We start from the raw sequence: 21,558 nt of genomic DNA, 5'->3' as shown, positions 1-21,558 counted from the left end.
ATCTGAGCGTTGCGAGGAGTCTGAAGTGCGCGATCAGCAGTTCGGTCGGGATGATGAACAATCGACGCCGACGTCGTCGGGTCCACTGATGAATCGTCGATGGCGGAGCCCCATCCGGTCACACCCGGGCAGGGACGGTTGAGCGATGTGGTGCCGGGTCTGTTCCCCAACGATGTCGTCCCCGACGACCTGGTCGGGTACCGGGTACCCACGGCCTGCCAGATCGCCGGGATCACCTACCGGCAACTCGACTACTGGGCCCGGACATCACTGGTGGTGCCCTCGATCCGCAGCGCGGCCGGTTCCGGCAGTCAGCGGCTCTACTCCTTCAAGGACATCCTTGTCCTCAAGATAGTCAAGCGTCTCCTGGACACCGGGATCTCGCTGCAGAACATCCGCGTCGCGGTCGACCATCTACGCCAGCGCGGTGTCGAGGATCTGGCCAAGATCACCCTGTTCTCCGACGGCACCACCGTTTACGAATGTACGTCGGCCGAGGAAGTGGTCGATTTACTGCAGGGCGGACAGGGCGTGTTCGGCATCGCCGTCAGCGGTGCCATGCGGGAGCTGACCGGAACAATCGCGGACTTCCCCGGCGAGCGCGCCGATGGCGGTGTGAGCGAACCCGCCCCCGAGGACGAGCTGGCCGCCCGGCGCAAGAATCGCACGCGCCGCACCGGCTAGCAGGTGTGATACCGGTCCGCGAGATTGCGGACCAGGGCATCGTTGCAGCTAGACTGAGCCCACGTCGCACCGCTGCGGGAGAGCGTCGCCCACCTTAAGGTGAGGGTGACCGCCGAAGGAGCAACACCTCCTCGTCAAACTCTCAGGCACCTGGACCGTGGTGGATGACGGCGTCTCTGGAAAGTGACGGGGCCACCCGTCCGCCCATGGTGAAAGGGCCGGCCCGCCGGCCCGAAACTCTCAGGCGTCCACGTGCGGGTTCCAGGCCGGCCGGGACATGACAGAGGGGGAGGGCTCATCGGTCGTCGCAACCGCCGACCGCTGCCGAGAGGTGCCTCCCACCTATGTCCCTGCCGTTCATCGACCGCCACGTCGGACCGGATTCCGCCGAGACCGCGACCATCCTCAAGACGCTGGGTGTGGCGTCTCTTGACGAACTCGCGGCCCGCGTGGTGCCCGCCGTCATCGCCGACAACCCTGCGAACAACGGCCTCGCCGCGCTGAACGAGCCGATGACCGAGGACCAGGTGCTGGCACACCTGGCTGAGCTGGCCCACACCAATGTCGTGGCCCGCTCGATGATCGGCCTCGGCTACTACGACACCCACACGCCGCCGGTGATCGTACGCAACGTGCTGGAGAACCCGGCCTGGTACACGGCGTACACGCCGTATCAGCCCGAGATCAGTCAGGGCAGGCTCGAGGCGCTGCTGAACTTCCAGACGATGGTCGCGGATCTGACCGGTCTGGAGGTGGCGAACGCGTCCATGCTCGACGAGGCGACCGCGGCGGCTGAGGCGATGACGCTCATGCGCCGCGCCAACCGGTCCAAGTCGTCCCGTCTGGTCGTTGACACCGATCTGTTCCCGCAGACGCGTGCGGTGATCGAGACCAGGGCCAAACCGCTGGGCATCGAGGTGGTCGAGGCCACGCTACTGCCGGATCTGCCGGGCCGCGGCCTGCCCGAGGGCGACTTCTTCGGTGTCATCATGCAGGTCCCGGGCGCTTCGGGCCGCATCGTCGACTCGGCACCGATCATCGCCGACGCACATGAGCGCGGCGCCATGGTGGCCGTGGGGGCCGATCTGCTGGCCCTGACGCTGATCACGCCTCCCGGCGAGCTTGGCGCCGACGTCTGCTTCGGCACCACCCAGCGGTTCGGTGTGCCGATGGGCTTCGGCGGTCCGCATGCGGGTTATCTGTCGGTGCACACCGCGCATGCCCGTCAGCTGCCGGGACGGCTGGTGGGTGTGTCCAAGGACGCCGACGACAAGGTCGCCTACCGGCTCGCGCTGCAGACCCGCGAACAGCACATCCGCCGCGAGAAGGCCACCAGCAATATCTGCACCGCTCAGGTGCTCCTGGCGATCGTGGCCGCGATGTACGCCTCCTACCACGGTCCCGACGGTCTGCGCGCCATCGCCCGCCGCACGCACGGCTTTGCCGAGACGCTCGCCAACGGTCTGACAAAGGCCGGCTACCGGGTGCAGAACGCGCGCTTCTTCGACACCATCACCGTCCGCACCCCTGGCCAGGCGCGCGCCATCGTCGCGCGGGCCAAGCGCCACGACAACGTGAACCTGCGGCTGGTGTCCGGAGATCAGGTCGCGATCTCGTGCGATGAGACCACCACCCTCGACGATGTGGCGGCGGTGCTGCGGGCGTTCGAGGCCGACGGGGTGCTCAAGCGCGACGACGTGGGCGCGTTCGCCCAGCCCATCGAAACCCGGACCAGCGAGTTCCTGACGCATCCGGCGTTCACCAGCTACCACACCGAGACCGCGATGATGCGGTACCTGCGCGCGCTCTCGGACAAGGACATCGCCCTCGACCGCAGCATGATCCCGCTCGGCTCGTGCACGATGAAACTCAACGCGGTCGCCGAGATGGAGGCCATCACCTGGCCCGGCTTCGCCCGGCTGCATCCGTTCGCACCGTGGGCCGACACCGAAGGCATCCGGGAACTCATCGCGACCCTGGAGAAGTGGCTGGTCGCGATCACCGGATACGACAAGGTGAGCCTGCAGCCCAATGCCGGCTCGCAGGGCGAGTACGCCGGCCTGCTGGCCATCCGGCAGTACCATCGCAGCCGCGGCGACGAGGGCCGCGACATCTGCCTGATCCCGTCGAGCGCACACGGCACCAATGCCGCGTCGGCCGTCATGGCGGGCATGCGGGTGGTCGTGGTCGGCTGCCGGGAGAACGGTGACGTCGACGTCGACGACCTGCGGGCCAAGATCGATCAGCACCGCGAGTCGCTGGCCGCGATCATGATCACCTACCCGTCGACACACGGGGTGTTCGAGCACGACATCGCCGACATCTGCGCCCTGGTGCACGACGCCGGCGGGCAGGTGTACGTCGACGGCGCCAATCTGAACGCGCTGGTGGGCGTGGCCCGCCCGGGCCGGTTCGGCGGCGATGTGAGTCACCTGAACCTGCACAAGACGTTCTGCATCCCGCACGGCGGCGGTGGTCCCGGCGTGGGCCCTGTCGCGGTGCGCGCCCATCTGGCCGAGTTCGTGCCCGGTCACCCGCTGGCCGACGAACTGCCAGGTGCGGCGACCGTGTCGGCCGCACCGTACGGGTCCGCGTCGATCCTGCCGATCACCTACGCGTACATCGCGATGACCGGTGCGGAAGGGCTGCGTCGTGCGACGCTCACCGCGATCGCCTCGGCCAACTACATCGCCCGGCGGCTCGACGAGCACTATCCCGTCCTGTTCACCGGCACGGAGGGGGACGATGACGAGGGCTTCGTGGCCCACGAGTGCATCCTGGACCTGCGGTCACTGACCAAGGAGACCGGGGTGACCGTCGACGATGTGGCCAAGCGCCTCGCGGACTACGGTTTCCACGCTCCCACGATGAGCTTCCCGGTGGCCGGCACGCTGATGGTGGAGCCGACCGAAAGCGAGAACCTGGCCGAGCTCGACGCCTTCTGTGACGCGATGATTGCCATCCGCGGGGAGATCGACCGGATCGCCGCGGGCGAGTGGCCCGCCGACGACAACCCGCTGCGGGGCGCACCCCACACCGCCGAATGCCTGGTGGCCGACTGGGATCACCCGTACTCACGGGAGCTTGCCGTGTACCCGCTCGGCCTGCCGTCCGGTGGTGCGCGTCCCAAGGTGTGGCCGGGTTCGCGGCGGATCGACGGCACCTACGGCGACCGCAACCTGGTGTGCAGCTGCCCGCCGATCGACGCCTTCGCCGACGAGGCCTGACCGGATAGCGACACCGATCCGATACCGACACCGATCTGCGGGGCGCTGGGCGTCAGCCCCCGTAGATCAGGCGGTTGATCGTGACCGCGGCCTCGTTCTCCGGGGCCGGCATCGGATCCGGGGTCTCCGGGAACTTCACGGTCGCCGTCGCCTTCGGAAGAGGTGCGTCGCCGCGGAATCCGAGTGCCGTGAGCACGGCGAGTTGTCGTGGTGTGGCCAGGAAGTCGAAGAACGCGGCCGCCCCCTCGGACGCGTCGGCGGACACCTGCTTACCGGCCAGCCGGATCAGCGGGTAGTCGGCGATGGGGGTGGGGCCACCGGGCACGATCTCGGTGACCGTCGCCTTCTCGTCACCCTTCGTCAACTGATACAGCTTCTGCTCGGTGATGGGGACTGCCCTGACCGGGGAACTGCCGATGTCGGGGCCGATCGCCTTCAGCGCGGCCGTCGCCGTACCGTCCTGCGACTCGGGCGCGCCGTTGATGAGCGCGTTGACCACCGAGGCGACCCGGGGGAGAGCCGCGTCGTCACCGGTCAGCGGTCCGGTGGAACGGGTGAGTGTCGAGGCGACGGCCTGCGCGGCGAGGCTCGTGGCGTCCGACTGCGCGCCACGCGGCATCGCCATCCGCAGTGACCCGATACCGGGCAGTCCCAGCGTCGACAGACTGCCGTCGGAGGACTGCAGCGTGGGCAACTGGCTCCATTGCAGGGTGCCTTTGGCCTTGCTCCCGAGGTCGGGCTGCACCGCCAGCACCACCGGCGTGGTCACCAGCGACGTAGGCGTGCCCTCGATCGCGTCCGGCTTCGCCGTCGCCAGTTCCGCCGACCAGATGGTCGACTGCGGGATCCACGCCGCGGGCCGGTCACCCATCGACGCCGCATCCCAGGTGCCGGTGAGACTCTCCAGGGTGACCTTGGAGTCGCCGGCGCGCACCTGCACCCTGATGCAGTGGTCCCGGATGACCGGGTTGGTCCGGGTGAACGCCGCGGCCACAGTGTTCAGCGCCTCGACGATGTCGGGATCGGCGACGATGGGAACGGGTAGTTCACCCTCCACACACGAGCGCGCGGCGTTGGTGCCCTCGTCGTCGGACTTGCCCGCGAAATGCTGCCAGGCGACGACCATGGCGATCACGATCATCACCGCGATGATGCCCAACAGCAGGCCGCGGCTGATGCCGCGACGCTGAGGTGCCGGGCCGTCGTCGTCGCGGTGTCTCCGGTGCTGTGCCAACTCCTAGAGCCTTTCGCATCTCATCCCACGCTGAACACCCGCGCCCGACCGTTCACGGGTGGACGCCCCTCCACAATATGCAACCGGGCCGCCACCCGTCTCGAATAGAGATGGTGACGGCCCGGCTGGATCATGGGGCGGCGCCCTTATGACCGAGTGGTCATGACTTAGGCATTGGCTGCCTTGTATTCCCTCCGCTTGCGATGCAGGATCGGCTCGGTGTAGCCGCTGGGCTGTTTCGCGCCTTCGAGGATAAGCTCCTTGGCCGCCTGGAACGCGATATTCGTCGCGAAATCCGGTGCCATGGGCCGGTACTCGGGGTCGTCGGCGTTTTGCCGGTCGACCACCGGAGCCATCCGCTCGAGCGCGGCGACCACGTCGTCGGCGGTCACGATGTCGTGGCGGATCCAGTTGGCCAGCAGCTGGCTGGAGATGCGCAGGGTGGCGCGGTCCTCCATGAGTGCCACATCGTGGATGTCGGGGACCTTGGAGCAGCCGACGCCATGGTCGATCCAGCGGACCACGTAGCCCAGGATCGACTGGCAGTTGTTGTCGAGTTCTTCCTTCTTCTCCTCGTCGGACCAGTCGGTGCTGGGGGCGAGCGGGATGGTCAGGATGTCGTCGACCGACGCCGGATCACGCTTGGCGATCTCGTTCTGCACCTCGAACACGTCGACCTGGTGGTAGTGCATGGCGTGCAGCGTCGCGGCGGTGGGCGAGGGCACCCACGCGGTGGTGGCGCCGGCGCGCGGCTGACCGATCTTGGTCTCCACCATCTGTGCCATGAGGTCGGTCATCGCCCACATGCCCTTACCGATCTGAGCCTTGTGCTGCAGACCCGCATGCAGGCCGGTGTCGACGTTGAAGTCCTCGTAGGCGTTGATCCACTTCTGCTGCTTCATCTCGCCCTTGCGGATCACCGCACCCGCCTCCATGGAGGTGTGGATCTCGTCGCCCGTGCGGTCGAGGAAGCCGGTGTTGATGAACACGACGCGGCTCTCGGCGGACTTGATGGCGGCCTTGAGGTTGACCGTGGTGCGGCGTTCCTCGTCCATGATGCCCACCTTGAGGGTGTTCTCGGGCAGCCCGAGCACCTGCTCGACGCGGCCGAACAGCTGCGCGGTGAACGCGACCTCGTCGGGGCCGTGCATCTTGGGCTTGACGATGTAGATCGAGCCGGTCCGCGAGTTCTGCTTGCCCTCGGCCGACAATCCGTGCTTGCCGATCAGCGAGGTGAACAGGGCGTCCTGGATACCCTCGGGGACTTCGTTGCCGTCGGCGTCGAGGATCGCCGGGTTGGTCATCAGGTGACCGACGTTGCGGACGAACAGCAGCGAGCGGCCGTGCAGGTCGAACCCGCTGCCGTCGGGCGCGGTGTACTCACGGTTGTCGGCCAGGACGCGGGTGAAGGACTTGCCGCCCTTGCTGACCTCCTCGGCCAGGTCGCCCTTGTTCAGGCCCAGCCAGTTGCGGTAGCCGACGACCTTGTCGTCGGCGTCGACCGCTGCGACCGAGTCCTCGAAGTCCATGATCGTGGTGATGGCCGACTCCAGGACGACATCCTTGATGCCGGCCGGATCGGTCTGGCCGATCGGGGACGACGGGTCGATCTCGATGTCGATGTAGAGGCCGTTGTTGCGCAGCAGCACCGAGGTGGGGGCGCCCGCCTCGCCCCGGTAGCCGGAGAGGGCCGACGGGTTGGCCAGCGCGGTCACCCCGGACGCGGTGCTGATCTGCAGCGCGCCGTCGACGACGGCCAGACCGGTCACGTCGGCGTAGCTGCCCGATTCCAGCGGCACGGCCTGGTCGAGGAAGTTCTTGGCGTACGCGATGACCTTGTCGCCGCGGACCTTGTTGTAGGCACCGACCTTCTCCGCACCGTCGGTCTCGGGGATGACGTCGGTGCCGTAGAGCGCGTCGTACAGCGAACCCCAGCGCGCGTTGGCGGCGTTGAGGGCGAACCGGGCGTTGAGGATGGGGACCACGAGCTGCGGGCCGGCGGTCTCGGCGATCTCCGAGTCGACGCCGGTGGTGGAGATCTGGAAGTCCTCGGGAACGTCGACGAGGTAGCCGATCTCGATCAGGAACGCCTTGTAGGCGGGGAAGTCGATGGCGCCGGGATGGTCACGGTGCCACTGGTCGATCTTGGCCTGCAGGTCGTCGCGGATGGCGAGCAGTTCGCGGTTGCGGGGAGCCAGATCGTTGATCACCTCGGCGGCACCCGACCAGAAGGCTTCCTGGTCTACGCCGCTGCCCGGCAACGCCTCGTTGTTGATGAAGTCGTACAGGACGGGTTCGACCTGCAAGCCGTGGACGTTGATCCGGTCGGACATGACTGCCTTTCATGGGTGGGACGGAACTACTCACCGCAGAGGGATCCCCGCAGGTGACACCGCAATGCTACTCGCCGGTAATTTAGGTCTTTCCGGCACAGTCCGTGGTGTCCGCAATTCCGCGTAGTCGATCAAGAATTGATTCTCGCAGAAGACTGCCGCGCTCGGCGATATCCGATTGGCGGCGCACATACTCGGCCCGGCCTGCCGGGGTTTCCACGCAGACGGGGTCGTAGCCCAGCGCGGTCAGGTCGTACGGACTCGCGCACATATCGAGCTCGCGGGCATCCAGGGCCAGTCGGAAGGCCGCGAAGATCAGATCGGACTCGATGAGAGGAATCATACGCAGGCACACCCGGTACAGATCCATGGTGGTGTGCAGGCAGCCGGGTTGTTCGTTCGCCTGCTGTGACGAGCGCGACAACTGTCGTTCGTTGAGAGGTGCGGCGGCCTCGGTGAAGAACCGGAACGCGTCGAAATGGGTGCAGCGCAGCGGCATCGATTCGATCACCGCGTTGGTGCCGGCGGCACCGAGGCGCAGCGGAAGACTGTGCCGGGGCCGGTCGGTGCGGAACACCATCGCCCACTCGTGCAACCCGAAACAACCCAGCCGCGGAGGCCGTCCCGCGGTCGCCGCCAGCAGCGCGACGGTCGAGTGCAACTGCTCTGCGCGTTCGGTCACGAGTGCGGGATCGGCGTGGACGCCGTCCCGGCCGCGCACGTAGCCCGGCAGTTTCAGATACTCGTCGGCATCGGCCAACGCGGTACCGATACCGGGATGCCAGCGGGTCACATGCGCCGGCCGCGACCCGTAGTAGGTGAACAGGAAGTCGATGACCGGGTGCTTCTCACCGGATTTCCGGCGGCGCAGGTAGTCGCCGATCAGCGCGTCGACGCGGTCGGCGTGCTGAGCGCGCAGCTCACGCCACTGCGCGCCGGTCAGCGGCGGAGCGGTGGTTGCGGTCACGGCCGGGGACATCACAGAACTCATCTCGAACCCCGATGGTAGTTGGAGCGTCGAGATGGGTTCTGTGTGTCGGTCTGCGTTCCCCGATCAGGTGCTGACCCTGACTAGGCGGTGACTTCGGAGCGGTCGCCACCCCACAGGGTGTGGAACGACCCTTCCTTGTCGATGCGCCGATAGGTGTGCGCGCCGAAGTAGTCGCGCAGACCCTGCGTGAGGGCGGCGGGCAGGCGTTCGCTGCGCAGCGCGTCGTAGTACGACAGCGACGAGCCGAACGCCGGCACCGGGATGCCGGTGGCGGCAGCGGTGGCCACCACGCGCCGCCAGCTGTCGACGCCGGCTTCGACGGCCTCGCGGAAGTACGGTGCCAGCAGCAGACTCGGGAGCTGCGGGTTCTCGGCGTACGCCTCGCGGATGCGGTTGAGGAACTGGGCCCGAATGATGCAGCCGCCGCGCCAGATGGTGGCCAGGGCGCCGGGGTCGACGTCCCAGCCGTACTCTTTGCTGCCGGCGGCGATCTGATCGAAGCCCTGCGCGTAGGCGACGACCTTCGACGCGTACAGCGCGGCGTGGATGTCGTCGATGAACGTGTCCTTGTCGGTGGGCGCCGCGGCGAGCGTGCCGGCCGACAGGCCGGCGGCGGCCTTGCGCTGGTCGGTGGAACTCGACAACGCGCGCGCGAACACCGCCTCGGCGATACCCGTGGTGGGGATACCCAGGTCGAGCGCGGACTTGACCGTCCAGCGGCCGGTGCCCTTCTGGCCCGCTTCGTCGACGATCACGTCGACGAGCGGCTTGCCGGTCTCGGCGTCGACCTGCGCGAGCACCTCGGCGGTGATCTCGACCAGATAGCTTTCCAGCGCGCCGGTGTTCCAGCGGGCGAAGACGTCGGCGATCTCGGCGTTGGGCAGGTCGAGCACCCGGCGCAGCAGGTCGTAGGCCTCACCGATGAGCTGCATGTCGGCGTACTCGATGCCGTTGTGGACCATCTTCACGAAGTGGCCGCTGCCGTCGGGACCGATATGGGTGCAGCAGGGCTCACCGTCGACCTTGGCCGCGACCGACTCCAGCAGGGGGCCGAGAGACTTGTACGACTCGGCCGGTCCGCCGGGCATGATCGCCGGACCGTTGAGGGCGCCTTCCTCGCCGCCGGAGATGCCGGCGCCGACGAAGTGCAGGCCGCGTTCGGCGAGGGCCTTCTCTCGCCGGATCGTGTCGGTGTACAGCGCGTTGCCGCCGTCGATGATGACATCGCCCGGTTCCATCGCGTCGGCGAGGCTGTCGATGACCGCGTCGGTGGCGGCGCCGGCCTGCACCATGATCAGGGCGCGGCGCGGGCGTTCGAGTGCGGCGACGAACTCCTCGATGGTCTCGCTGCGGATGAAGCTGCCCTCGTCCCCGTGCTCGGCGAGCAGGGCATCGGTCTTGGCGACGCTGCGGTTGTGCAGCGCGACCGTGTAGCCGTTGCGCGCGAAGTTTCGGGCGATGTTGGAGCCCATGACGGCCAGACCGGTGACACCGATCTGGGCTTTTGGCGTGGCGGTGCCGACAGCGGTTTCAGGAGTGGTCATGGACGCAATCCTATGGGTTTGCTCCCGGCCATGTGTCGTGGCCCACGTACTGGTCAGTAGGTGTGAGGAGACCGGCAGCCGCGAACAGACGTGACAGCTCGGTCAGCCAGGGCAACGCGACGGTTCAGGCGGTGGCGAACAGGCGTGAGAGCTCGGTGAGCCACGGTATCGCGACGGCGAGCGTGGGGACGACGAGGATGGCCGCGGCGCCGGTGTAGGCCGCCGCCGACACCCAGCGGGGTGATTGCGGATCTCGCAGGCGGTGCACCCGGGCGAGGGTGGTGGGACCGCCGACGGCCATCGCGCCGCGGGGGGCGACGGCGTCGGCGCAGGCCACGAGCGCCCGGCCGAGGGTGGTGGGAGTGGTGGCGGCGACGGCCTGGTCGTCGGCGAGGGCTTCGACGAGCAGTTCCACCGCACCCAGGGCGGACTTGCTGCGAACGAACCGGGGGAATGCCTCGTGCAGCGCGATGAACGCCTCGAGGACGAGGTCGTGGCGGGCGCGAAGGTGGGCGCGTTCGTGGGCGAGGACGGCGCGCAATTCGTCCTCCGACAACCGGGCGACGACGCCTTCGCTGATGACGACGCGCTGGCGCAGTCCGGGCAGGCAGTAGGCCAACGGGGTGTCGACGTCGATCATCCGGACGTCGCGGGCGAACAGCGAGTTGGCCGCGGAGTGGTCGCAGCGGTCGAGCAGGTCGATGAGGTGGCGGTGCGCGGCGCGGCGGGCACGGGTGCGGACCCCGACGCGGATGGTGGTGTAGAACAGCCGGACACCGATGATCAGGGTGATGGCGAGAACGGTGACGGACACGATCCACAGGGGCAGTCCGATGCGGTCGATCTCTTTGACCGGGTTGGTGGTGGGGGCGCCGTCGGCCCCGGGCTCGAGGAGATTGGACGCGATCGCCAGGCCACAACTGAACGCGGACAGCACCGCGGCCAGGGCAATCGCCTGCCACAGAGTCATCGCGGCTCGTGGGGCTCTGATCTGCCAGCGTGCGCGGGAGAGCAGCTCCGCGGCGGGACAGATCAGGATCACGGTCACGACACCGAAGATCAGGGCGGTCATCGGTCATCCTTGAGCTGTGAACGGGAGGGCTACGGTCGGCCGGTCACGTCAGTTATGTCACCGGGGCGTCCGTGGACACAAATCTAGCTTGCGTGATCGTGATCTCGTGCGGCTTCGAGCGCATCGAGTGCATCGCGCAGGGCTGCGGCCTCCTCGGCACCGACGCGGCCGACGAACGACACCAGAGCCGCGTGCCGCGATCCGGGGGCGTCGGCTTCGCTCAGGGCGTCGACCATGAGGCTGGCGACGAGGTCTTCGCGCGGGTGGGTGGGCACGTACTTGTGCGCCCTGTCGTCGCGGATCTGGGTGACCAGGTTCTTCTTGGCCAGACGCTGCAGAACGGTCATCACCGTGGTGTACGCGAGGGAGCGGTTACGCGACAGCGATGCGTGGACCTGGCGAACAGTCTGCGGCTGCGGACTACCCCACAAGGTATCCATCACCGCGCGCTCCAAGTCACCCAAACCGTTCATCTTTCTCATCTTACTGCGTTCCTCCCTTGGTGCTCTGTTGTGTATCCGGCGGCCGTCTTGTCGGCGGTCGGTACAGCTTGGGCCGCGGGACTGGCGTGGCCGTGCTGTCGTGGCTGGTCAGGCATCCCTTCTTCGGATCTCGATCGCGAGCTTGACATGTTGGTAAGGGTAGCCTACATTAATTACAACGTCGGACCGCGCGAGAGTCCTGAGGGCTGCAGAGACCCCCGGTCCACGTCACGAAAGGCCCTACCTCTCCAACGAGGGGTAGGGCCTTTCGGTTCCTCCGGCACGCTTTTCGCTCATGATGATCGCGATCGGTGGGGCCCGGAACCCGGCATGAGCGGTGCGGATGCCACTTCCGTGACTTCGATCACAAACTGGAGGGAACGGGTCGGGTCGGCCTCGTGATGACACCGCCCGGGGGCCGTGACAATCTGGGATCCATGAGCACACTCACTGTTGAGGAAATCGTGAACAACCTGAACGACGTCCGGGGTTTCGACGCCGAGATCGGCCAGAAGTTCACCTCGATCGATGCCGATGGCCTGGTCGCGACGCTGGAGTTGTCGGCCAAGCATCATCAGCCGTTCGGCATCGTCCACGGGGGTGTGTACTGCGCGGTGGCCGAATCGGCGGCCAGTATGAGCGGCGCCTACTGGCTGCATGCCACCGGGATCGGCGGCACCGCGGTGGGCGTGAACAACAGCACCGATTTCCTGCGCTCGGTCAGCGAGGGCACCATCTCGATCCGCACCAGCCCGATCCACCGTGGCCGCCGCCAGCAGCTGTGGGCTGTCGAGTTCACCGACGCCGACGGAAGAGCGCTGGCCCGGTCGCAGGTGCGACTGCAGAACATTGAACTGCCCGATTCCGCACCCTCGAACGGTGGTGAGTGACCGCCGCCGGCAACCCACGCACCCTGTCCGACTCCGTGCGTGGGCGCATCGATGATCTGCTGGCGCCGGTTGACGCCGACCTCGCCACCTGCTTTCCCGGCGATGATCCGTCGGGCCAGCCCGCACACACCGTGTACGTCAGCGCCGCCGACGCCGACCCGGGCACGCCGAGGGAGTGGGGTGAACGCGCGATCACGCTCGCGGGGGAGACCTTCGGGGTGCTCGGTGAGCTGGCCGGCGAACAGGTCATCGGCATCGTTCTCGACAGGTTGCGTACCAACCCGATCGAGGACCTGAGAATCGACCTCGAGGACGGGTACGGCTGGCGCCCCGACGACGTCGAGGATGCCCACGCCAGGGCGGCAGGGCGCACCCTGCGCGACTGGTCGGCCGACGCCCCGCACGCACCCCGCAGTTTCGGGGTCCGGGCCAAGGGCCTCGGCGCCGTCGAACGGCCTCGCGGGCTGCGCACACTGGAACTCGTCCTCGACGCCGCAGGCGGTGTGCCCGACGGTTTCGTCTTCACCGTCCCGAAGCTCCGGGACGTGCGTCAGGTGGACGCCGTCAACGTGCTGTGCGAGGAGTTCGAACGCGTGCACGGCCTCGCCGAGGGGGCGCTGCGGTACGAACTGCAGATCGAGATTCCGCAGGCGGTCCTCGGTCCGGACGGCACCGCCACACTCGCCCGGGCCATCCACCGGGGCAGGCCGCGGCTGTCCGGGCTGCACTACGGCACCTACGACTACAGCGCGGCCTGCGGGGTCGTCTCGGCCCAGCAGTCCCTGGCCCATCCGGTCGCCGACCACGCCAAGGCGGTCATGCAGGCCGCGGCCGCGCAGACCGGGGTGTGGGTGAGCGACGGGTCGACCCAGGTACTGCCCACGGGAACCCCCGACAACATCGCCGCGGCGGTACGCCGGCACCACTCGCTCGTGGTCCGCTCCCTCGAACGGGGTATCTACCAGGGCTGGGACATGCACCCCGGTCACCTGGTGACCCGCTGGCTCGCGGTGGTCGGATTCTTCCGTGGCGCCATGCCGGGCGCCGCCGCACGGTTGCAGGCGTACTTCGAGCGGTCCGGTGGGGACGTCGCCGACGAGCCGGCCACCGCGATGTCGTTGTCCTTGGTCATCGGGCGGGGTATCGCCGCGGGCGCCTTCACCTACGACGAGGTGGCCGCGATCGCGCCGCTGGTCACCGAGTCCGCCCTGGAGTCGCTGCGCGCCGGCGGGGGAGCGTTGGCGGACTGAACAGGTGCGACCGGTCGCGACATGGTGAGTTCCCGCTCGTCGAGCCGGGGGCCGCGACCCGTGGCAGGATGACGACAACCGGGATCTGGACCCAACGGTGTTGAAGGAGATGAATCCGTGCGCCTGTCGCCACATGAGCAAGAGCGGCTGATGGTTTCGTATGCGGCAGACCTGGCCCGGCGACGGAAGGCCCGCGGACTCAAGCTCAACCATCCCGAGGTGGTGGCGATCGTCACCGAGCACGTGCTCGAGGGCGCACGCGACGGGCGGTCGGTGGCCGAGCTGATGACCTCGGGACGCGAGGTGCTCAGCCGCGACGACGTGCTCGACGGCATCCCCGAGATGCTGCACGACGTCCAGGTGGAGGCGACGTTCCCGGACGGGACCAAACTCGTCACTGTCCACAGCCCGATCGACCCGGGACCCGGATCGTCGCGGGTGCCGGGTGAGGTGATCGCCGAGGACGGCGACATCGAACTGAACATCGGCGCCGACCCGGTGCGGCTCGTCGTCACCAACACCGGCGACCGGCCGGTCCAGGTGGGCAGTCACGTGCATTTCCCACAGGCCAACGGCGCGCTCAGCTTCGACCGCACCGCCGCGTACGGGCGTCGTCTCGACATCCCGGCCGGCACCGCGGTGCGCTTCGAGCCGGGTATCGAGATGACGGTGACACTGGTCCCGCTCGGTGGCACCCGCGAGGTGTACGGCATCTCGCTCGACGCACCCGGCAAACTCGACGGCCCGGCGACCGGCATCACCGAGGAGATCTGACATGGCACTTCTCGGACGCGACCGTTACGCCCAGCTGTTCGGCCCGACCACCGGCGACCGGATCCGGCTCGCCGACACCGACCTGCTGATCGAGGTCACCGAGGACCGCTCCGGCGGTCCGGGTCTGGCCGGTGAGGAGGCGGTGTTCGGCGGCGGCAAGGTGATCCGCGAGTCGATGGGCCAGAGCCGCGCCACCCGCGCCGAGGGCGCCCCCGACACCGTCATCACCGGTGTGGTGATCCTCGACCATTGGGGAATCATCAAGGCCGACCTGGGTATTCGCGACGGCCGCATCGTCGCGATGGGCAAGGCCGGCAACCCGGACACCATGACCGGGGTGCATCCGAAGCTCGTGATCGGGCCGTCGACGGAGGTCATCGCCGGCAACGGCAAGATCGTCACCGCCGGCGCCATCGACTGCCACGTGCACTTCATCTGCCCGCAGATCATGGACGAGGCACTCGGCAACGGCATCACCACGCTGATCGGCGGCGGCACCGGCCCGGCCGAGGGCAGCAAGGCCACCACGGTCACCCCCGGCGCCTGGCACCTGGCGTCGATCCTCGCAGCGACCGATCACTGGCCGATGAACATCGCGCTGCTCGGCAAAGGCAACACCGTCAGCGCGGCGGCCATGCATGAGCAGATCCTGGCCGGCGCTTCGGGTTTCAAGCTGCACGAGGACTGGGGCTCGACTCCGGCGGCCATCGACGCCTGCCTGCGGGTGGCCGACGAGACCGGTGTTCAGGTGGCACTGCACTCGGACACTCTCAACGAGGCCGGTTTCGTGGAGGCCACGCTCGGCGCGATCGCCGGACGCAGCATCCACGCCTACCACACCGAGGGGGCCGGCGGTGGTCACGCACCCGACATCATCACGGTCGCGGCCTACCCGAATGTCCTTCCGTCGTCGACCAATCCGACGCGTCCGCACACCGTCAACACCCTCGACGAGCATCTCGACATGCTGATGGTGTGCCATCACCTCAATCCGACTGTGCCCGAGGATCTCGCGTTCGCCGAAAGCCGGATCCGGCCGTCGACGATCGCGGCCGAGGACCTGCTGCACGACTTGGGCGCGATCTCGATGATCGGGTCCGACTCGCAGGCGATGGGCCGCATCGGTGAGGTGGTGCTGCGCACCTGGCAGACCGCGCACGTGATGAAGGTCAAGCGGGGGTCGCTGCCCGGCGACGGCCGCGCCGACAACGTGCGCGCCCAGCGGTACGTCGCCAAGTACACGATCTGCCCCGCCGTCGCGCACGGTTTCGACGACGAGATCGGCTCGGTCGAGGAGGGCAAACTCGCCGACCTGGTGCTGTGGGATCCCGCGTTCTTCGGGGTGCGACCGGATCTGGTGATCAAGGGGGGTGCGATCGCCTGGGCGGCGATGGGTGATGCGAACGCGTCGATCCCCACCCCGCAGCCGGTGCTGCCGCGGCCGATGTTCGGTGCCGCGCCCAAGGCGGCGGCCGCCACGTCGATCAGTTTCGTCGCGCCCGGGGCCCCCGGGGATCTGGCCGGACGTATCGGTGTGGACCGAAAGCTGGTGCCGGTCAAGAACACCCGAAAGGTCGGCAAGGCCGACATGCCCGGCAATGACGCCTGCCCGCGTATCGAGGTGGAGCCGGACACCTTCACCGTCCGCGTCGACGGCGAGGTGTGGGAGGCCGAGCCGGTGGCCGAATTGCCCATGGCGCAAAGGTATTTCCTGTTCTGATGGATGCGTCCCTACAGGCGCCGCTGGCGATGATGCTGAGTCTGGCCGACTCTCGTCTGCCGGTCGGCGGTCACGTCCATTCCGGCGGTGTGGAGCAGGCCGTCGCCGACGGCGATGTGCGGTCGGTGGCCACGCTTGCCGATTTTCTGCGCCGCCGGGTGGAATCGGCGGGTCTGGTGGCCGCGTCGGTGGCGGCGCAGGTGAGCGCCGGTGAGCTGAGTGTGTCGCGAGCTCAGCGGGAGATGGATGCGCGCACCCCGTCGAGCGCCGCCCGGCAGGCCTCCTACGCGCAGGGCAGGGGAATGGTCCGGCTGGCGAAAAGGCTGTATCCGCACCATGATTGGTCCGAACACAGTCCGGCTACCCACCTTCCGGTGATCAGCGGGTCGGTGGGTGCGGTGGCCGGGCTGTCACCACTGCAGACCGCGCTGGTTCTGGTGTACACAACGATGAGCGGTTCGGCCACCGCGGGCCAGCGGCTGCTGGCGCTCGACCCGGCCGATGTCGCGATCACGATCGCCGAACTGTCGCCGCTGTGCGAGCAGGTGGCCCGGGAGGCGACCACCGGACTCGCTGACCTGTCCGACCCGATCTTCGACATCTTCGCCGAACGGCACACGCGGCGCGACATGCCGCTGTTCATGTCGTGACCGGCACCCGACCTGTTCAACGAAGGAGCGAAAACCCATGCCACCCCATCTGATCGACGGCGAACCGCACAGCCACGACCACGACCGTCCCCGCCGGCACCGGGAGCCGGGGGAGGCACTGCGCATCGGTGTGGGCGGGCCGGTCGGCTCGGGCAAGACCGCGCTGGTGGCGGCGCTGTGCCGGGAACTGCGGGACGAACTGTCGCTGGCCGTGGTGACCAACGACATCTACACCACCGAGGACGCGGACTTCCTGCGCCGGCACGCCGTGCTGCCCGACGAGCGCATCACCGCCGTGCAGACCGGCGGCTGCCCGCACACCGCGATCCGCGACGACATCACCGCCAACCTCGACGCCATCGACGACCTCATCGCCGCGAACCCCCCGCTGGATCTGATCCTGGTGGAATCGGGCGGCGACAACCTGACAGCGACGTTCTCCACCGGACTGATCGACGTGCAGATCTTCGTGATCGATGTCGCCGGTGGCGACAAGGTGCCGCGCAAGGGCGGGCCGGGTGTCACTTACTCGGATCTGCTGGTGGTCAACAAGATCGACCTCGCCGAACGGGTCAACGCCGACCTCGACGTCATGCGCCGCGATTCGGCGAAGGTCCGCGAGGGCCGCCCGACGGCGCTGATCTCGCTGACCGACGACCCGTCGGCGAGCGACGTACTGGCCTGGGTGCGCACCCAACTCGCCGAATACGCGAACCCCGATGTGTCCGAGGCGGATCCGCGCACAGCAGATGTTCACTGACGTCACGATCGTCGCCCGGTCCGACGCGTCGATCCACACCTCCGCCACGGGCGGGCTCGCGGTGCGGCGCACCGGGCCGTCGAGGCTGCATCTGATCTCCACGGCCGCAACACCTCTCGGCGGCGACGAGATCAAGATCAGGGTGGTGGTGGAGGCCGGCGCGCGACTCGAGCTGGGGTCGGTCGCGGCCACCATCGCGCTGCCCGCCGCGGGGCGGGCCGACTCGTCGACCCGATGGCTGATCGAGGTGGACGAGGGCGGTGAGCTGGCGTGCGATCCGGAGCCGACGATTGTCGCCGGCGGTGCCGACCACACCACCTCCACGGTCGCGCGCCTGCACTCCGATTCGCGGGTGCGTATCGCCGAGCACGTGCAGATCGGCCGGGGCGTAACCGATGCCGCGATCGGGGGACGGTGGTCCGGGTCGATGCGGGTAGACGTGGGAGAACATCCGGTGCTGCGGCATCGGCTGGTGCTGGGGCCCGGGGAGATCAGTCGTGGGCACCGAGGACTGAGCTCGACGTTCGTCTACCCTGACCCCCGGCCGGAGATGGTCTCGTCGAAGGAGTACGCGGCCCGGTTGCGTCTCGCGGCCGTTCCTGGTGCCGGGATCGCCGATCCGTCCGGCACACCGACGTTGACGACCGTGCTCGCCGATCGTGTCTTCGCCGCACGCGAGATCGCCGCAGAACTTTCCTGACCGAACTTTCCTGACCAGAACTTTCCTGGCCGATTCGTGCCTGGAACACCGGTCACGTCCCTGCAGCACCTACCCGGAGACGACAGCAGCCGAGGGGAAAATCCTCGGCTGCTGTGCGTCGATGGGGTGCCGGCCGGCTCAGCCCGCTTCGGTCTCGGGCTTCTTCTCTTCGGTCGCAGTGCCCTTGGCCAACTCGCCCTCGACGTCGTCGACCGACGAATGCTCGATCTCGCTGAGGTGGCCGAGGGCGGTGCGCGCGTACACCTGCTGCTCGGTGACGGCCAGCTGGGAACGGCCGCGGGTGGTGAACGCGAAGAACCAGTTGATGAGGGTGTTGAGGCGGTTGCGGAAGCCGACCAGGTACACCAGGTGCAGCGCCAGCCAGCCCAGCCACGCGAAGTAACCCTCGGTCTCGAACTTCTTCTTGGTACCGGGGATCGGCACCTGCATCACCGCGCTGAAACGCGAGATGGTGGCCATCGACCCCTTGTCGTAGTAGCTGAACGGCTTACGTTGCTCGGGGGTCTGGCCCTTGCTGAGTTCGGCCTTGATGGCGTCGGCCGCGTACCGGCCACCCTGGATGGCGCCCTGGGCGACGCCCGGCACCCCGTCGACGGCCATCATGTCGCCGACCACGAACACATCCGGGTGGCCGGGGATCGACAGGTCGGGGCCGACCTTCACGCGGCCGGCGCGGTCGAGCTCGACACCGGACTGCTCGGCGAGCTGCTTGCCCAGCGGGCTGGCCTGAACACCGGCCGACCACACCTTGCACTGCGACTCGATCCGCCGTGTGGTGCCGTCTTTCTCCTTGACCGTGAGGCTGTCGTAGTCGAGGTCGACGACCATCGCGCCGAGCTGGATCTCCACACCCATCTTCTCCAGCCGCGCCGCGGCCTTCTTGCCGAGCTTCTCACCGAACGGCGGAAGCACGGCGGGAGCGGCGTCCAGCAGAATCACCCTGGCCAGCGTCGCGTCGATGTTGCGGAAGGCGTCCTTGAGTGTCTTGTCGCTCATCTCCGCGATCTGACCGGCCAGCTCCACGCCGGTCGGACCGGCGCCGATCACGACGAAGGTCAGCAGGCGCTCGCGTTCGGCGGGGTCGGTGGACAGCTCGGCCTGCTCGAAGGCACCGAGGATACGGCCACGCAGTTCGAGGGCGTCGTCGATGGTCTTCATGCCGGGCGCGTATTCGGCGAAGTGGTCGTTGCCGAAGTACGACTGGTCGGCGCCGGCGGCGATGATGAGTTTGTCGTACGGGGTGGTGGTGAACCGTTCGAGCAGTCGCGAGGTGACCGTGCCGTTCTTGAGGTCGATCTCGGTGACGTCGCCGAGCATCACCTGCACGTTGCGCTGTTTACGCAGGATGACGCGGGTGGCGGGCGCGATCTCGCCTTCGGACACGATGCCGGTGGCCACCTGGTAGAGCATCGGCTGGAACAGGTGGTGGGTCGTGCGGGCGATCAGCGTGATGTCGACATCGGTCTTGCGCAGGCGCTGGGCAGCGAACAGTCCGCCGAATCCCGAACCGATGATGACGACATGCGGGCGGCTCATGAGTGGACGACTCCTGTCAGGTGGTGCGTTCGGTGACGGGCGACCATGCGCCCCGTGCGCACCGATATGTACCAACGCGCACAGTCGTTACGGTAGTCGCTTATCCGGCTTCGGTCGCGATGAAAGGAAACTCCGTTGTGGCAGCCCTGCGGTGACGACCACCCGATGCGGCATTCTGGGTGCGATGACCTGGGGGAACCGGCCCCGGGGCGGGGGTGGTCACCGATCGCCGGACCGGCGTGGCGCGGCGGTCGGGGACACCGCGGCCATGGGAAGAACGGTCTTGCGAAGAAGAACGGTCTGGGGCGATCCGACCTGGGGTGATGCCGCGGAAGCGGACCGTCGGGGCCTGCCCGATCTCCCACTGGGCGCGAGACAATTCGTACTCGACGTCCGCGAGATCGGCGTCGGCGTCGTCTTCGGGTACCGCCACCCAGGTCAGGCACATGCCCAGCTTCTCCATCACCCGCCGCGAACCGATGTTCGCCGCCGTGGTGGTGGCGAACACCCGCTGGGTGCCCAACCTCCGGAACGCCATCGAGATGAGCGCCTCGGAGGCCTCAGTGGCCAGGCCCGAACCCCACCACCGCCGAGCCAGCCGGTAGCTCAGTTCGAGTTCGGACCGCGGGCTGTGTCCCGGATGACGCAGCGACACCCACCCGACGAAGCTGCCGGTGCGGCGTTCCCGGGCCACCCACAATCCGCCCTTGGCGGACCGCAGGTGCGATTCCGCGCGCGGAACGACCCAGTCGACGATCTCCTCACGCGGGGTGGGCGCACCGCCACTGACGTAACGCATCACCTCGGGGTCGCTGTCGAGGAGCACAAGGTCGTCGACGTCGGCGGCCGAGACCGGGTCCAGACGAAGGTGGCGCGTCTGGAGGATCACCGGTGACCCCTTCCGCTGCTGTACGTCTGGCCTGCTGTGACTACCGCTGTTGTTTCACCGGCCGAATCCGCGCCGGTACACGACCCGTTTGCCGCCTTCGGGTGAGTCTACGTCGTCACCTCCATACCTGTGGGTGTGATCGGGTGTATCGCCTGTCACTGTCGGGCATCGCCGACTGCCGGCCCGGAAGGTCGGACCGAGCCGTTAGGGTTTGCCCTGTGCACGAACACAGCCCTTCACATGTAGACGCTTCCGGCCCCGCAGCGGATGTCCCCGGAGCCGATGTCCCCGCCGACGACGACATCATCAGCGAGGAGCGAGTCGTGATCCGCCGCGTGCCCGGCGGAGGCGTCGATGTCCCGGTGTCCTTGCGCTGGGGCGACATGGACCTGAACCACCACGTCAACAACGTGGTGATCGCCCGGATCTTCGAGGAGTCCCGGATCCGGGCGCTGGCGACGTGGTTCCGCCGCGACATCGGTGCGGTGCGTCCTGTCACCGTGGTCGCGCGGCAGGACATCGAGTTCCGGGTGCCGCTGATGTACAGCTTCGCGCCCGCCCGGGTGGGTGTGTCCGTCGGCCGCATCGGCACCAAGTCGGTCACCATCGGTGGGCAGTTGTACTCGGCGCACGGTGAGCTGTGCGCGATCGCGCGGACCGTTCTGGTGGCCATCGACCGGGAGTCCGGTGCATCGCAACACCTGTCCGACGAGGTCAAGGCCGTCTTCGAGAGCTGGCGTGGTCCGCTGCCCGACCTCAAGGGCTGACCGAGACACAAGGCTGACGGTAAGAAGGCTGACG

18 protein-coding genes and 1 riboswitch are annotated in these 21,558 nt (G+C 68.0%); of the genes, 10 read left to right on the top strand and 8 right to left on the bottom strand.

Translation table 11 applies throughout. The features are described from left to right. Positions 1 to 99 precede the first annotated feature (99 nt). Entirely contained in the window at positions 100 to 684 is a 585-nt protein-coding gene (locus tag GOAMR_RS01220; protein WP_005181549.1) for a MerR family transcriptional regulator, read from the top strand. 65 nt (positions 685 to 749) lie between these two features. After that, positions 750 to 852: riboswitch (glycine riboswitch) on the top strand. A 176-nt stretch (positions 853 to 1,028) separates the two neighbouring features. Then, positions 1,029 to 3,911: an aminomethyl-transferring glycine dehydrogenase gene (gcvP, locus tag GOAMR_RS01215; RefSeq protein ID WP_005181547.1), complete on the top strand. Its 2,883-nt coding sequence runs from the start codon at positions 1,029 to 1,031 to the stop codon at positions 3,909 to 3,911. A gap of 52 nt (positions 3,912 to 3,963) precedes the next feature. Here the strand turns inward: gcvP and GOAMR_RS01210 are convergent, their stop codons facing one another. The 6 genes from GOAMR_RS01210 to GOAMR_RS01185 form a co-directional block, all read right to left on the bottom strand. Next, positions 3,964 to 5,145 carry a substrate-binding domain-containing protein gene (locus GOAMR_RS01210; RefSeq protein WP_005181546.1) on the bottom strand — a complete coding sequence of 394 codons (1,182 nt, stop codon included), beginning with the start codon at positions 5,143 to 5,145 and terminating at the stop codon, positions 3,964 to 3,966. A 167-nt stretch (positions 5,146 to 5,312) separates the two neighbouring features. Then, the gene (locus GOAMR_RS01205; protein ID WP_005181544.1) at positions 5,313 to 7,478 is read right to left on the bottom strand and encodes a malate synthase G; all 2,166 of its coding nucleotides are present in this window, start codon (positions 7,476 to 7,478) and stop codon (positions 5,313 to 5,315) included. 82 nt (positions 7,479 to 7,560) lie between these two features. Then, positions 7,561 to 8,469 carry a 3-methyladenine DNA glycosylase gene (locus tag GOAMR_RS01200; RefSeq protein WP_244427196.1) on the bottom strand — a complete coding sequence of 303 codons (909 nt, stop codon included), beginning with the start codon at positions 8,467 to 8,469 and terminating at the stop codon, positions 7,561 to 7,563. Between the two features lie 80 nt (positions 8,470 to 8,549). Then, positions 8,550 to 10,013 carry an NADP-dependent phosphogluconate dehydrogenase gene (gene gnd, locus GOAMR_RS01195; RefSeq protein WP_005181538.1) on the bottom strand — a complete coding sequence of 488 codons (1,464 nt, stop codon included), beginning with the start codon at positions 10,011 to 10,013 and terminating at the stop codon, positions 8,550 to 8,552. 124 nt (positions 10,014 to 10,137) lie between these two features. Then, entirely contained in the window at positions 10,138 to 11,085 is a 948-nt protein-coding gene (locus GOAMR_RS01190; protein ID WP_005181529.1) for a M56 family metallopeptidase, read from the bottom strand. Positions 11,086 to 11,168: 83 nt separating this feature from the next. After that, the gene (locus tag GOAMR_RS01185) at positions 11,169 to 11,567 is read right to left on the bottom strand and encodes a BlaI/MecI/CopY family transcriptional regulator (RefSeq protein WP_005181527.1); all 399 of its coding nucleotides are present in this window, start codon (positions 11,565 to 11,567) and stop codon (positions 11,169 to 11,171) included. A gap of 437 nt (positions 11,568 to 12,004) precedes the next feature. On the opposite strand from GOAMR_RS01185, the gene GOAMR_RS01180 reads away from it, so the two are divergent. The 7 genes from GOAMR_RS01180 (at position 12,005) to GOAMR_RS01150 (ending at position 18,311) form a co-directional block, all read left to right on the top strand. Beyond that, positions 12,005 to 12,457, top strand: coding sequence for a PaaI family thioesterase (locus GOAMR_RS01180; protein ID WP_040514016.1), 453 nt, complete (start codon positions 12,005 to 12,007; stop codon positions 12,455 to 12,457). Beyond that, entirely contained in the window at positions 12,454 to 13,707 is a 1,254-nt protein-coding gene (locus GOAMR_RS01175) for a DUF6986 family protein (RefSeq protein WP_005181523.1), read from the top strand. Before GOAMR_RS01180 ends, GOAMR_RS01175 begins: the two co-directional genes overlap by 4 nt. 117 nt (positions 13,708 to 13,824) lie before the next feature. Beyond that, entirely contained in the window at positions 13,825 to 14,481 is a 657-nt protein-coding gene (locus GOAMR_RS01170; protein ID WP_005181521.1) for an urease subunit gamma, read from the top strand. Position 14,482: 1 nt separating this feature from the next. Further along, a complete protein-coding gene (locus GOAMR_RS01165; RefSeq protein ID WP_005181519.1) occupies positions 14,483 to 16,201 on the top strand; it encodes an urease subunit alpha in 1,719 nt (572 codons plus the stop codon). Continuing rightward, on the top strand, positions 16,201 to 16,851 hold the full coding sequence (locus GOAMR_RS01160; protein WP_005181517.1) for an urease accessory protein UreF: 651 nt from the start codon (positions 16,201 to 16,203) through the stop codon (positions 16,849 to 16,851). The genes GOAMR_RS01165 and GOAMR_RS01160 overlap by 1 nt, the downstream gene beginning before the upstream one ends. 37 nt (positions 16,852 to 16,888) lie before the next feature. Next, positions 16,889 to 17,611 carry an urease accessory protein UreG gene (ureG, locus tag GOAMR_RS01155; RefSeq protein WP_005181514.1) on the top strand — a complete coding sequence of 241 codons (723 nt, stop codon included), beginning with the start codon at positions 16,889 to 16,891 and terminating at the stop codon, positions 17,609 to 17,611. Continuing rightward, on the top strand, positions 17,601 to 18,311 hold the full coding sequence (locus GOAMR_RS01150) for an urease accessory protein UreD (RefSeq protein WP_005181511.1): 711 nt from the start codon (positions 17,601 to 17,603) through the stop codon (positions 18,309 to 18,311). Before ureG ends, GOAMR_RS01150 begins: the two co-directional genes overlap by 11 nt. A 138-nt stretch (positions 18,312 to 18,449) precedes the next feature. Here the strand turns inward: GOAMR_RS01150 and GOAMR_RS01145 are convergent, their stop codons facing one another. Then, positions 18,450 to 19,868 carry an NAD(P)/FAD-dependent oxidoreductase gene (locus GOAMR_RS01145; protein WP_005181510.1) on the bottom strand — a complete coding sequence of 473 codons (1,419 nt, stop codon included), beginning with the start codon at positions 19,866 to 19,868 and terminating at the stop codon, positions 18,450 to 18,452. Positions 19,869 to 19,968: 100 nt separating this feature from the next. After that, positions 19,969 to 20,757, bottom strand: coding sequence for a GNAT family N-acetyltransferase (locus tag GOAMR_RS01140; RefSeq protein WP_005181507.1), 789 nt, complete (start codon positions 20,755 to 20,757; stop codon positions 19,969 to 19,971). 218 nt (positions 20,758 to 20,975) lie between these two features. Between GOAMR_RS01140 and GOAMR_RS01135 the strand changes: the two genes are divergently transcribed. Beyond that, a complete protein-coding gene (locus GOAMR_RS01135; RefSeq protein WP_005181505.1) occupies positions 20,976 to 21,524 on the top strand; it encodes an acyl-CoA thioesterase in 549 nt (182 codons plus the stop codon). The last annotated feature ends 34 nt before the right edge of the window (positions 21,525 to 21,558 follow it).

The sequence above is a fragment of the Gordonia amarae NBRC 15530 genome (assembly GCF_000241345.1).
Classification (GTDB): Bacteria; Actinomycetota; Actinomycetes; order Mycobacteriales; family Mycobacteriaceae; genus Gordonia; species Gordonia amarae.
This window is presented reverse-complemented; position numbering and strand designations above follow the sequence as displayed.

Excerpts from the sequence above, each read along its gene's own strand:
- GOAMR_RS01220 (WP_005181549.1), top strand. The coding sequence starts at position 100 with ATGGCGGAGCCCCATCCGGTCACACCCGGGCAGGGACGGTTGAGCGAT.
- gcvP (WP_005181547.1), top strand. The coding sequence starts at position 1,029 with ATGTCCCTGCCGTTCATCGACCGCCACGTCGGACCGGATTCCGCCGAG.
- GOAMR_RS01205 (WP_005181544.1), bottom strand. The coding sequence starts at position 7,478 with ATGTCCGACCGGATCAACGTCCACGGCTTGCAGGTCGAACCCGTCCTG.
- GOAMR_RS01200 (WP_244427196.1), bottom strand. The coding sequence starts at position 8,469 with ATGAGTTCTGTGATGTCCCCGGCCGTGACCGCAACCACCGCTCCGCCG.
- gnd (WP_005181538.1), bottom strand. The coding sequence starts at position 10,013 with ATGACCACTCCTGAAACCGCTGTCGGCACCGCCACGCCAAAAGCCCAG.
- GOAMR_RS01190 (WP_005181529.1), bottom strand. The coding sequence starts at position 11,085 with ATGACCGCCCTGATCTTCGGTGTCGTGACCGTGATCCTGATCTGTCCC.
- GOAMR_RS01185 (WP_005181527.1), bottom strand. The coding sequence starts at position 11,567 with ATGAGAAAGATGAACGGTTTGGGTGACTTGGAGCGCGCGGTGATGGAT.
- GOAMR_RS01180 (WP_040514016.1), top strand. The coding sequence starts at position 12,005 with ATGAGCACACTCACTGTTGAGGAAATCGTGAACAACCTGAACGACGTC.
- GOAMR_RS01165 (WP_005181519.1), top strand. The coding sequence starts at position 14,483 with ATGGCACTTCTCGGACGCGACCGTTACGCCCAGCTGTTCGGCCCGACC.
- GOAMR_RS01160 (WP_005181517.1), top strand. The coding sequence starts at position 16,201 with ATGGATGCGTCCCTACAGGCGCCGCTGGCGATGATGCTGAGTCTGGCC.
- ureG (WP_005181514.1), top strand. The coding sequence starts at position 16,889 with ATGCCACCCCATCTGATCGACGGCGAACCGCACAGCCACGACCACGAC.
- GOAMR_RS01150 (WP_005181511.1), top strand. The coding sequence starts at position 17,601 with ATGTTCACTGACGTCACGATCGTCGCCCGGTCCGACGCGTCGATCCAC.
- GOAMR_RS01145 (WP_005181510.1), bottom strand. The coding sequence starts at position 19,868 with ATGAGCCGCCCGCATGTCGTCATCATCGGTTCGGGATTCGGCGGACTG.